The organism is Oceanobacillus sp. MO10714A (assembly GCF_037072045.1).
GTDB classification, from domain to species: Bacteria; Bacillota; Bacilli; order Bacillales; family Amphibacillaceae; genus Oceanobacillus; species Oceanobacillus indicireducens.
In genome coordinates this window covers 1-12,811 of sequence record NZ_JAXHDC010000033.1, presented here as the reverse complement: position 1 = coordinate 12,811, position 12,811 = coordinate 1, and the positions used below count along the sequence as shown (strand labels likewise).

At 38.6% G+C, this 12,811-nt stretch carries 10 protein-coding genes; 4 read left to right on the top strand and 6 right to left on the bottom strand.

Features of this window, described 5'->3' with window-relative positions; genetic code table 11:
• Nucleotides 1-19 precede the first annotated feature (19 nt).
• Nucleotides 20-328 carry a PTS sugar transporter subunit IIB gene (locus tag SPD53_RS14320; RefSeq protein WP_336252981.1) on the bottom strand — a complete coding sequence of 103 codons (309 nt, stop codon included), beginning with the start codon at nt 326-328 and terminating at the stop codon, nt 20-22.
• A gap of 332 nt (nt 329-660) precedes the next feature.
• Here SPD53_RS14320 and SPD53_RS14315 point away from each other — a divergent pair, with 332 nt between their 5' ends.
• Nucleotides 661-1,515 (top strand): ROK family protein, encoded by an 855-nt coding sequence (locus SPD53_RS14315; RefSeq protein ID WP_336252980.1) that lies wholly within the window; start codon nt 661-663, stop codon nt 1,513-1,515.
• A gap of 162 nt (nt 1,516-1,677) precedes the next feature.
• Here SPD53_RS14315 and manA read toward each other — a convergent pair whose 3' ends face one another.
• The 3 genes from manA to SPD53_RS14300 form a co-directional block, all read right to left on the bottom strand.
• A complete protein-coding gene (gene manA / locus SPD53_RS14310) occupies nt 1,678-2,634 on the bottom strand; it encodes a mannose-6-phosphate isomerase, class I (RefSeq protein ID WP_336252979.1) in 957 nt (318 codons plus the stop codon).
• Between the two features lie 112 nt (nt 2,635-2,746).
• Nucleotides 2,747-4,696 carry a PTS fructose transporter subunit IIABC gene (locus SPD53_RS14305; RefSeq protein ID WP_156855248.1) on the bottom strand — a complete coding sequence of 650 codons (1,950 nt, stop codon included), beginning with the start codon at nt 4,694-4,696 and terminating at the stop codon, nt 2,747-2,749.
• 140 nt (nt 4,697-4,836) lie between these two features.
• Nucleotides 4,837-6,765 carry a BglG family transcription antiterminator gene (locus SPD53_RS14300; protein ID WP_336252978.1) on the bottom strand — a complete coding sequence of 643 codons (1,929 nt, stop codon included), beginning with the start codon at nt 6,763-6,765 and terminating at the stop codon, nt 4,837-4,839.
• 136 nt (nt 6,766-6,901) lie between these two features.
• Here SPD53_RS14300 and SPD53_RS14295 point away from each other — a divergent pair, with 136 nt between their 5' ends.
• From SPD53_RS14295 to SPD53_RS14285, 3 genes are all read left to right on the top strand, one after another.
• Nucleotides 6,902-7,480, top strand: a complete 579-nt coding sequence (locus SPD53_RS14295; RefSeq protein WP_336252977.1) for a uracil-DNA glycosylase — start codon at nt 6,902-6,904, stop codon at nt 7,478-7,480.
• A 269-nt stretch (nt 7,481-7,749) separates the two neighbouring features.
• Entirely contained in the window at nt 7,750-9,030 is a 1,281-nt protein-coding gene (locus SPD53_RS14290; RefSeq protein ID WP_336252976.1) for an L-lactate MFS transporter, read from the top strand.
• 343 nt (nt 9,031-9,373) lie between these two features.
• Nucleotides 9,374-10,519, top strand: coding sequence for an acyl-CoA dehydrogenase family protein (locus SPD53_RS14285; protein WP_188856200.1), 1,146 nt, complete (start codon nt 9,374-9,376; stop codon nt 10,517-10,519).
• A gap of 217 nt (nt 10,520-10,736) precedes the next feature.
• Here SPD53_RS14285 and rbsK read toward each other — a convergent pair whose 3' ends face one another.
• Nucleotides 10,737-11,648: a ribokinase gene (rbsK, locus tag SPD53_RS14280; RefSeq protein ID WP_336252975.1), complete on the bottom strand. Its 912-nt coding sequence runs from the start codon at nt 11,646-11,648 to the stop codon at nt 10,737-10,739.
• 16 nt (nt 11,649-11,664) lie between these two features.
• Nucleotides 11,665-12,636 carry a LacI family DNA-binding transcriptional regulator gene (locus SPD53_RS14275; RefSeq protein ID WP_336252974.1) on the bottom strand — a complete coding sequence of 324 codons (972 nt, stop codon included), beginning with the start codon at nt 12,634-12,636 and terminating at the stop codon, nt 11,665-11,667.
• Between the last annotated feature and the right edge of the window lie 175 nt (nt 12,637-12,811).

Genomic DNA, 12,811 nt, shown 5'->3' with positions numbered 1-12,811 from the left:
TTGCTCCCCCTCTTAATAATTATTCACCAATTAGCTCCAATGCTTTATTTAAAACCGCTTCTCCATCTACGCGACCATAAGCCATGGGATCAATAATGTCTAATGGAACTCCAGCTTTCTCTGCCACTACAGAGAATTTCTTCTTCATAAATCTCATTTGCGGGCCGATTAAAAGAACATCAGCCTTTTCGATTTCAGTTGGTGCTTTATCTTGTGCAACAGCCCAAATATTGACTTCTATTCCTTTAGCAGCAGCTGCTTCTTTCATCTTGTTAACTAAAAGACTTGTTGACATTCCTGATGAGCATGCTAATAATATATTTTTCATTTGATAATTCCCCCAGGTTTCTAATGTAATTTATTTCTGAATCTATTATTTATCGTAACGCTAAAGCGATTTCATTAACACGCATTGTTTTTCCTCTAGTAAGAGGAAGTTATTAAAAGCTTTCACTACTTCACCTCTTGCAAATTTATAACAGACTCCGCATAATAACAATCTGTTTTAGTTTTTTTGCTTGTGCAATGTCTCCAAGTCCAATCATGACGCTTCTCGGTAGTTTCTTTAAAACACTTCTCATCTAAGTTATTCTTTTTCTTTATGCGCTTTCATGTTATTTTATATTGAGTAAGAAAACTAGTACTTAGGAGATGAGAAACATGCTTATAGGTGGGATTGAAGCAGGTGGTACCAAATTTGTATGTGCTGTTGGAGATGAATCTGGCAATGTTTTAGCTAAGGCAACATTCCCTACAGAAGACCCTGTAAATACACTGGGTGCGGCAAAGCAATTCTTCAACAATTATGATATCCAAGCACTAGGCGTAGGAAGTTTTGGTCCTGTTGACTTGAATAAAAAGAGTAAAACATTTGGCAGGATTTTAAACACACCGAAGCTAGAATGGAAGCAGTACCGTCTATTAGATCAGCTAAAACTAGATTATAATATACCAATAACGTTAGATACGGATGTCAATGCTGCAGCATTAGGAGAATTCAAATACGGCGCTGCAAAAAATGCTGCTAGTGTCCTTTATATCACTGTAGGCACTGGTATTGGAGCCGGATTTGTGAAAGACGGCCAAACTTATATTGGCAAAAATCATCCCGAGATGGGACACATCTTTATTCAACAAAGAAAAGATGATAATTTTGAAGGAAACTGTCCTTACCATGGTACCTGTTTAGAAGGTTTAGCTTCAGGACCAGCGATTGAAAAACGCTTTGGTAAAAAAGGAGATTTATTAGGAACAGATCATGTTGCATGGGAAATGACAGCAGACTATTTAGCACAAGCTATCATAAATTATCTTCTTATTCTTTCTCCTGAAAAAGTAATCCTTGGTGGTGGCGTAATGAAACAGGAGCAGCTATATCCACTTATTCGTAAAAAAGTAATGGCATTGTCGAATACATACATGCAGCTTGAAAATTTGGATGAAATGATTGTAGCACCTACATTAAATGATGAACAGGGGATCAAAGGTGCTATTGCGCTGGCTTTGTTGGGCTGAATGGGAAAAACTGAGACATAACTCATAAACAGTCATGAATATTGAAAAAAGGTTCCGATCATTTGTGACGGAACCTTTTTTGTAAGGTGATTTTCATGAACTATCAGTTGGTTTCTGTTCATACATCCTTATTGCTATTCTAAGTAATAAGGCTTATTTCATTTAAGTATGAGAAACAACCAACTCCGCTTCACCGGTAAGCTCATATGTTTCAACACTATGTGGGATTACAAAGTGACTCCCCTTCTCTATTTCAAAATCCTGACCATTCACTGTTAGCTTTGCTTGACCTGCAATGACACTCACCTGTAAAAAGTCCTCATCCATCGTAAGTGCAGCATTACCGTTTAACTCCCAGTGATACACAGAAAAATACTTCTCTTCCACCAATTCCTTAACTGTTAAATCTCCTACCACATTTTCCGTTTGTTCTACCTCTGCATCTTGATGTGGAACTGTTGTTACTTGTTTTGCACGTTCTAAATGCAGTTCACGCTTATTCCCCGCCACATCTGTTCGGTCATAATCATATACTCGATACGTAATGTCTGAACTTTGTTGTATTTCCAAGATTACAATACCTTTTCCAATTGCATGAATCGTACCACTTGGAACATATACAAAATCTCCTGCCTTTACACTGACACGGCGTAACAATTGATCCCATTCACCACGATTGATCATATCTTCAAGTTCTTCTTGTGTCGTTGCATGATGTCCTAACACAAGCTCCGCACCCTCTTCTGCACTTAAAACATACCAGCACTCTGTCTTTCCATATGGTACGTCTTCTACTTCTTGTGCAAATTGATCATTCGGGTGTACTTGCACGGACAGGTCATCAGCTGCATCTAAAATTTTTACTAATAAAGGATAATCACCCTCATAGTCTTTACGTCTGTTAAATAATTCACCATGCGACATCCAAGCATCTGCTAAAGTCTTTCCCTTTAATGGACCATTCTCTATAATGCTTGGCCCATTAGGATGAGCAGAGACAACCCAAGCCTCACCAGTGTGTTCATAAGGAATGTCATAATTAAATTGTGTATTTAGTTTTTGTCCACCCCAGATTCTTTCTTGAAATACAGGTTGTAGAAAAATAGGTTCGTTATACATAGTGACCTCCTTTAATCTAATTTTTCTTTTATGTACAGTGTCATTCTATCATAAGAGGAACAGAAGAAAACACAAGGTTCCCTTCTGTCATTTTAGTAGATAGCCCCTCAAACTAGCTTATCGTATCTAACAGCTCATAAGCTTCTTCTGAACTGCGCACATTCAAAAGCTGCTCTCTAAACTCTTCGTCCATCAATTTACGGGATAACATTTGTAAAATCTTTAAATGAGTGTCTCCAGCACTTTCCTCTGGTACTGCAATCATAAAGATGAGCTTCGCCTTCGTTCCGTCTAAACTTTGCCAGTCAACACCGTCTCGCTTAATACCAAATGCAACCGCAGGGCGTTTTACTGTGTTTGACTTGCCGTGCGGAATTGCGATATTCATACCGAGTCCTGTTGTGCTTTGACTTTCACGATTTAAAATTGCTTGTCTAAAAACCTCTTTCGAATTTAAAATTCCGGATGCATCAAACTTTCCAATAAGCTCATCGATAACATCATCACGAGTTTCACCAGCTAAATCCGTTTCAATTAAATCAACATTCGTAATAGAGGTTAGTTTATTGATTTCTTCTATTTCAACTTCCTCGGATTCAGCATCTTCTTGAACTTCCTCATTTAAATCACCGATCGTACCTCCACCTGCCACTGCAAGAGTTGACTCGTCAACCACGTCTTTCTTCAAGAAGTTAACCATAAATGCCGTTACAATAACTCCAATAATGGATGCAATAAAGAACATCGCTACATTATCTACCGCACCTAACACAGCTACGATTGGTCCACCATGGGCAACCCGATCACCTACATTACCAATCATCGCAATAACGGATCCAACCATAGAACCAACAACAATACTTGGTATTACACGAAGTGGATCTTGTGCTGCGAATGGTATCGCACCTTCTGTAATGCCAAAAAGCCCCATCGTAAAAGAGGCTTTTCCAGCTTCTTTTTCATTATCTAGATATTTTTTCTTATTCATCATCGTTGCTAGTCCCATTCCAATTGGTGGGATACAAATAGCAACAGCAATTGGTCCCATAATTTCATAGTTACCTTCTGCTATCATGGCAGATCCAAATAAGAAAGCAACTTTATTGAATGGTCCACCCATATCTATCGCAATCATCGCACCAAGAATAAGTGCCAATAAAATCGAGCTTGACCCTTCCATACCTGCAAGCCATACCGTTAACGCCTCAAAGATTTGTGCAACTGGTGCACCGATAACAAAGATAAATAATAATCCAACAATAAAGGATGCAATAATTGGAATAAATATGATCGGCATAACAGGTTGAACAGCTTTTGGTACTTTAATTTTCTTAATAGCCAATGCAACATAACCAGCTAGAAAACCAGCAATAATCCCACCGATAAAACCTGCACCGGCTTCACTACCGTAGAAACTTCCGTTAGCAGCAATATAACCACCAATCATACCTGGTACAAGGCCTGGTCTATCAGCAATACTTACAGCAATGAATCCAGCTAATATCGGAACCATAAACATAAATGCTGTACTGCCAAGGGATTCAATTTGTTTCCAAATCGAATCTTCCGGTATCACGATTCCACCTGGAGTTTGCTCTCCACCAAGTGTCAATGCAATCGCAATCAATAAACCACCGACAACAATAAATGGCACCATATAGGAAACACCATTCATTAGATGTTTATAAATAGGATTTTCCTTTTTCTTACGCTCGTTCTTAATATTTTCTGCATCTCTTAATGCAGGACGATAAATAGCTACATCACCACTTTGGATTTGTTCAATCAATTCCTTTGGTTTACGAATCCCATCCTGTACACCTGTCACAATCAGTTTCTTCCCTACAAAACGTTCCTTTGATACCTCTTTATCAGCAGCAATAATAATTGCATCTGCTTCTTCGATATCTTGTTCCGTTAATGGATTCTCTACACCAATTGATCCTTGCGTCTCCACTTTTATGTCAATACCCATTTCTTCGCCTGCTTTTTGTAAATTTTCAGCAGCCATGTACGTATGAGCAATTCCAACTGGACAAGCTGTCACAGCTAATACTTTCATCATGTATCCTCCTTGAAAAGTAATTGCGTTCTAAACTTATTATAACTCTAGCTTGTCCATGAATAAGTTTTTATTTTTACCGGAACTAGTGGTAATAAATGATTAATTAGACCTTTCCATACATAAAAAAGAAAGCAGGCTTAATAACCTACTCTCTTCTCTAAAACGTCTATAAATGTTTGCATGTTTTGCACATTTGCTAGTTCCTTCCCTATTAACGGTTCCTCGCTGATTGCTGCAATTTGTCCGATAACTTCCCTAGTTATTTTTTGATCGGCATTTGCTATTGCAAGCATGAAGACAACAGAGACAAATTCATTTCCCCATTCAATCGGATCCTTCAAAACAGCTACTGCGATAGCCGATTTTTTTATAAGAACAGGATCAGCGTGTGGTATAGCAATACCTCCACCAATTGAGGTTGCAGATTTTCTTTCTCTAAGTAGTGCGCTATGAGTAAAGTTTTCCTTTACATATCCTTTTTGAATCAGTGCATTTCCGAGTAACTCAACTACTTCGTAACGATGTTCCCTGTCCACTTCGAGGAAGAACAAATCTTTAGAAATGAAGCTTTGAAGTAAAGAACCGCTACTTTTTTCAACCTTATGATCTAGCTCCTCCAAAAACTGACTAAGCTTTTCCTTATCTTTTGTCTCCAACAAAGGAGAAATAACAATAAAGGGTACCTTCACTTTTTCTAGTGGAACGGTAGATATAATAAAATCCACTTCTTTTCTCTTTAAAACTTGATCTATCTCTGCTCTACTTATACAAGCGACAATTTCAATTCCCTTATAATTTTGAGCAATTTTAGCCTCAAGTAAATGGGACATACCTACACCCATATGACAGACAATTAAAGTTTTCCTACGTTCATTTTTGAATCCTTCCATTCTTTCTATAGAGGCTTGGAAATGTAAAACGAGATATGCAGCCTCATCCTCTTTAATATCAAGATTATACGTTTGCCTTATCTCTCCCAATGCCAAAATAATCATGCTAAACATGTACGGGTACATCTTTTTAATTTCAAGTAACATTGGGTTCGTAATGGGAAAACCATATCGGATGCGATTAATCACAGAATGCATATGCACAACTAATCCTCTTTCTAGTACCGCATCTTTTTTAAATGGAAACAATGTTAGTTTGCTTAGCTTCCTAATTAGATTAGATACTACTTCCAGTAAAAAGGAATCGGAACTTAATTTATCATTTAGACCGTCTTCAGTCACCTTACTGCTTATAAGATGCCAAGTAAAATACACACGTTCATCTTCAGGAAAAGAAATTCGAAATACGGCTTCCAGTTGTTCAAAAAAAGATACAGCATAACGATACTCTTCCTGACCAAAAACATGAACTTTTTCTTCTTCATTAACAAGCACAGGCGATTTTTGTCTCGTACGCTTTAGCATAATGAGAGCATGTACAAGGAGACTCTCCATTGCTTCATCTGTAAAAGATAAATGATAGTTCAGTCGCAGATCACGCAACGCTTTCTTAATTGTCGTAATCTCATGGGGCAGAAATAAATCAAGGACGTATTTTCGATCGGCCGTTGAAACTAGTAGCGGCAGCCGTGATAATGCTTGGCGTTTCTGCAATTCCGTCCCCTTAATCATGTGCCCAAGACCTGGTTTAGAAATCAATTCCAGGTCAAAAGACGCTAACCAATGCTGTATGTTGTCCAATTCTTTCTTAATCACAGTCTTTGCCACATAATATTTATTAACAAAGGCTTGGATTGTAACCGGATTATTACTTGTAAGTAATTGAAAAGCAATTTCTATAATTCGCTCTCCCTTACCTTGAAAAGGAGACGTTGATAAAAGCAAGTGCAATACTTCGAATCGTTCCGTTTCATCCATTTCAAGCGTAACACCAACACCTGGCTTTCGCTCGATACTGCCATTTGACACCTCGAGTAAATATAAATCAATTTGTTTTAAATCATTTCGCACTGTCTTCTCTGAACAATCTAGTCGCGAGGCAAGTTCTTGGATTAGGAGCGGGACTTGATATTCAGTTAAAAGTATTTTTAGAAGTTCTTTTTGTCTTTCATTCATAGTTTATCTACTCCTATGTAAGAGTTTAGACTAATAGATGATGAAGAAGCAATGAATATCTACAGGAGAGGTTATGAACTGAGGATATTGGGGCAAATTAAGATGTATACATTCGCAAGCAGAGGAGGCGTATTCATTGTCTGATTTTTGTCCGATGCCGTGGCCTGAGGAACCGGTCTCCAAAGATGTTAGAGAGTGTAAGGAATGCGGGTTATACCGACAAGGCTCACGTATGGTGTGGGGTGAAGGAAATCCAAATGCACCTATTATGGTTATTCTTGATAATCCTGGTGCACGTGAAGACCGTGAAGGTAATGCATATGTTTGTGGTACAAGGCAGACACTTCAGCAGGGTGCCAAAGAGGTTGGACTAGAAATGGAGGAATTGTATATTACATACATTTTAAAAAGAAGGCCGGTACGTGCTTATGATAAAGAGCTAGTCCGACAAGTCTGTATGATGCACTTGACTCAGCAGCTTCAACTTAAACAGCCAGATTTTATTCTCTGTTTAGGAAACGTTGCAGTCCAATCTTTTTTCCAAGATCCCGATGTAGATGTAAAATCACTGCGCGGCTTCATGCATGAAATACATGGGTTTAAGACAGCGGTGGCTTATCATCCATTGGCTGTCAGACGCCGCCCGAATTTACGCTCATTATTTATTGAGGATTTAACGTTTATTGCCAGTCACTACCGTGAAATGCAGTCTTAAGGGATTCAACTCATTTCTTTACTGTAAAACCTTGCTCGGAATGAAACAGGCTTGCCGCTCCTTTCCAACTAAAAATCCGAGGTTAGCTTCTTCATCATAGAATTCACCATCAATTATTACAGCAAGGTCCAGCATTATTCAGCTGGGGACAGAATAAAATAAAATCCGTAATTGAAATCGCTTACAAATTGGTGTATATTTTAGATTAATAGATAGAGAATATTATATCAACCAAGAATTTTCCATATATTAAAAAAGGAGGATGTTAGATGGGAAAAGTTAAAAACAGATGGTTAATTGCTGCTTCAGCCTTAGGTATTCATCTTTCCATTGGTTCTGCTTATGCATGGAGTGTGTTTACAAATCCTATGGTCGAGCAGTACGGATGGGACACGGCGCAGGTATCTACAGCTTTCAGTATCGCAATTTTCTTTTTAGGAATGTCCGCCGCTTTTATGGGTAGATTTGTAGAGAAGCATGGTCCTAAAAAATCCGGGATGCTTTCTGCCTTATTTTTCAGCGTTGCAGTCGCTGGTTCGGGACTTGCTACATTAACAGAATCCTTACTATTATTATACTTATTCTATGGTGTTATTGGTGGGATTGGGCTCGGAATTGGTTACATCGCGCCGGTTTCTACACTTGTGAAATGGTTCCCGGATCGCAGGGGGCTTGCTACTGGACTAGCTATTATGGGATTTGGATTTGCGGCAATGATTTCCGGCCCTCTTGCTGCAGCGTTAATTGACGCAATCAATATTCCCGCCACCTTCTTTATATTAGGAGTAATATACTTTACTGTCATGAACCTTTCCTCCCTTTATTTAGCGCCGCCACCAAAAGATTGGGTACCAAAAGGATTTGAGGAAAAGAAATCCAGTAACCAAAAGATCAAACCCGATCTATCTCAGTTAACAGCAAATGAAGCAATTAAAACACGACGTTTCTGGTTTCTTTGGTTCATGTTATTTATCAATATTACATGTGGCATTGCGATTCTTGCAGTTGCATCTCCAATGGCACAGGAGATCACAGGGATGACCGCGCTTGCTGCAGCTACGATGGTCGGCATCATGGGTGTGTTTAATGGTGCCGGTCGACTAGGCTGGGCCTCGTTAAGTGATTATATTGGACGCCCGAATGTATACACCGTATTTTTTGTTATTCAAGTTGCTGCATTCTTTATATTACCTTTTGCAAGCAACCCAATCGTTTTCCAAATTTTATTGTTTGCAATTCTTTCGTGTTATGGTGGAGGATTCGCTTCGATTCCTGCGTATATTGGGGATTTATTCGGTACAAAGCAGCTGGGCGCTATACACGGTTACATCTTGACTGCCTGGGCAATGGCTGGTTTAGCTGGACCGCTTCTTTTATCCCTGATTTATGATTCAACCAATAGTTATGATTTGACTATGATGATTTTTAGTTTATTATTCGTCGTCGCCTTGGCACTTTCCTTATGGATACGACTAGATATAAAAAGAATCCGAAACAAGAAGGAAGTAACACCACTTGCTTATGAAAAGGGAAGTGTGTTGAATAAGTAAACGATTAGGCAAAGGTATCCATGTACCTTCTTATAAACTGAAACTTCATTCAGTCGGAGTTTTTGTTTTTCTTCCACTGAATGAAGTTTCAGTTTATGTAAGTGTTGATTTTGTTAGTTAAATATGTAGTTAATACACGAATTCACATTTACCACGAATACGTGTTAGCATCCTAAGTAAATATAACGTGTCAATGGCATACTTTGCTTACCATCACGGGAGACCAATCCACCTATTTATTGAACTTTCTACCTCCTAATGACATAATAAATTGTATAAAACCAAGTAAATTAATAGGATTACAACTTACGGAAGGTTACTCAAACTAACGGAGGGATATGGAATGAAAATCACAGAGCTACAAACGATGGAGGAACGTGCTGATTTACTCAAGAAAACAGTTGCTCCCTTTACAGAACGAGCTGCACAGCATGATAAGAAAGGCACTTTTCCTTTTGAAAACTTCAACGCACTAAAAAGTATCGGTTATCCAGCTCTTACATTACCTAAAAAGTATGGTGGTGGCGAGATTTCTCTCAGTGAAATGCTTTACCTGCAAGCGATCATCGGTAAAGCAGACGGGTCAACAGCCCTTTCCATTGGCTGGCATATGGGAATCATGAAACATCTTGGCGAAAATAATATCTGGGATAAGGATAAGTTTGCAAGCGTAGCAAAAGACGTGGTTGCAACTGGTTCCTTGCTGAATAACGCAGCATCCGAACCGGCCACTGGCAGTCCGACACGTGGAGGAAAGCCGGAAACGTATGCCAAGAAAACCGAACAAGGGTGGGTAATTAATGGCAGAAAAACATTCACGACCCTCGCTCCAATTCTTGATTATTTTGTAGTAAGTGCCTCGATTGATGGGACGGAGAAAATAGGTAACTTTTTAATTAAACATGATATTAAAGGAGTAAGCATTGATGAAACCTGGGATTCCATTGCTATGAGAGGAACAGGCAGTCACGACCTCGTTCTCGAAAATGTGCAGGTAGAAAAAGATGATCTCGTGGAAGAACTCACAGGTGGAAAGAGAAAAGCAACGGGTTGGCTGCTTCATATTCCAGCCTGTTATCTCGGTATCGCCCGCGCTGCTCAGGATTATGCTAATCAATTTGCTAGAACTTATTCACCTAACAGCATATCCGGAACCATTTCCGACTTGCCAAACGTCAAACAGAAGATGGGAGAAATGGAATTAGCGATATTAGAATCAAAACACTTCCTTTTCTCTGTAGCTAGAAAATGGGACGGAGCAGATGAAAGCATGAGGCAAACAATGGGACCAGAGCTTGGCGCCGTAAAATTATCGGTTGTCAACAAGGCAATTCATGTAGTGGATCTAGCGATGCGTATCGTCGGTGCCCGAAGTCTGTCAGAGAACAATCCATTACAGCGCTATTACCGCGATGTTCGTGCCGGCCTTCATAACCCGCCGATGGATGATATGACGATTATGAATTTGGCTCAAACGAAAAATAATTAAGTTACATGGGGGAATGTCGGGGACTCTCGTTCCCCCCTCCCTTAACATTCCCGCATCGTTGCTTCTGATTGGTATACTTTATGCCTTTATCGTAAACTGGCCCCGAAGAGATAGTAGTTGGTGCTTAAAGGGAAAATAAATTCACAAGCTAGAGTCAATAAAAAACTTAGAATAATTTAGATACCACAACTTTTAGTACTTCTCTTTTTTAATTATTTCAAGCAATTACAATATCTCCTTTTCCATTTTTATAAAGAAATTCTTTAACCTCATCCATCGTTGGCATTCCACCTTGAGCTCCCAGCTTCGTAACAGATAAGGCTGCTGCTGCATTTGCAAATTCACAAGCAGTTTGTAAATCGTATTTTTGACTGATAGCATAACCGAATGCTCCGTTAAACGTATCACCGGCACCCGTAGTATCTACTGCTTTAACAGGGTAACTAGATATTTTAATAATATCATTTCCATCAAAATACATAACTCCACTTTTCCCCTCTGTAACAATCAGTTTTTGTGGGTATTGTTTTAAACTCATCATTCCTTCTGACGTTAACTGAGAAAGCTCTGATTGATTAGGTGTAATATAATCCGCATATTCTACTAATAAAGAAGGAAGTTCTTGGGCAGGAGCTGGATCTAAGATAAATGTAGTTCCATACTTATGACAAAGCCTTGCAGCCTCGTCTACTGATTCAATAGGAATCTCTAGTTGGGCAAGCACAACGTCACTTTCCGCAATTTGCTTTTCGAACTTTCTTATATAATCAGGTGTTACATATTTATTGGCTCCTTGTACGACAATAATATCATTGTCTTGATCTGCTAAAGTAACAACTGCTACTCCTGAAGATATATCAGGTAATGTTTCTACTCCACCTAAGAATATACTTTCCTTCTCTAGAAATTCTATTAAATTGGCACCAAACGTATCTTCTCCAACTCTTCCAATCATATGAACTTCAGCCCCAAGACGCGAAATGGCAACAGCTTGATTCGCCCCTTTCCCGCCCGGAATAATCTGGAAGTCATTTCCTAAGATTGTTTCACCGGCTATGGGACGCTTGGAGGCACTCACCACTAAGTCCATATTTATACTTCCAACTACTGAAACCACTGGTTTCTTCATACAATCTCCTCCATTACTATCTGGTCGTACCTCTCTCTATAATTGTCGTTGGCATTTCATATAGTAACTTTTCCGGTTGATTGCCCTGAATTATTTTTATTAACAATCGAGTAGCTACTGCTCCCATATCATATATAGGCTGGGATACAGTCGTTAATTCTGGATAAATAAATTCGCCAAAAAACGATCCATCGAATCCAACAATTTGAAGGTCTTCGGGTACTTTAATTCCTTTTTTTAAAGCTACTTTCAAAAACCCAGCTGCAATTGTATCATTACTACAAAAAATTCCATCTATACCTGTGTGAGTTTCAAAGAATTGCTCGGCTTTTCTTTCCGCATCTTTCAGCTGAAATTCAGCTTCACTTATCGTATAATTAACTCCTTTTCCTTCCACGGCATCGATAAAACCGTGATAACGTGCTTCTGAAGGTGCGATATTTTTTGGACCTCTAATATGAGCAATATTTTTTACACCTTTTTGCAACAATAGCTCAGTAGCTTTCTTAGCACCTTGATAGTTATTTGAAACAACGGAAGGGATCGTTGTATCTCCAATACGGTCCAAAGCAACTATAGGGACATTTAAATCTGAATAAACCGTTGATTCTTGTGATTGTGTAGTAAAAATAATGCCATCAACATATTTTTCTTTAAACAAATCGAGATATTTCATTTCTTTTTCTGGGTTTTGATCTGAGTTGCAAAGTACAACTTTAAATCCATACATCATTGCAACATCTTCAACTGCCCTTGCCAATTCTGGAAAAAAAGGGTTAGTTATGTCAGGAATAATGAGACCAATCATATTTGAAGTTTTATGATAAAGTGATCTAGCTATTGAATTCGGCTTATAATTTAATTTGTCAATTACACTTTTTACTTTTTCCAAAGTTTCTTCACTAACATAACCATTTTGATTGATCACCCGGGAAACAGTTGCAACCGAAACCCCTGCTTCTTCTGCCACTTCTTTTATCGTAACCATACAAACCCCCACCTATTTAGACCCTATGTAAAGACTAAGTAAGATAGGATCATCGTTTAATCTCTATTATAAGCTATATATTGTTATAAAACATTATTGCAATACGATATGATGATATTACGAGCAGATACTTATTTTAAATTTGAATCATTCCATGTTCAACTGGAAATAAATA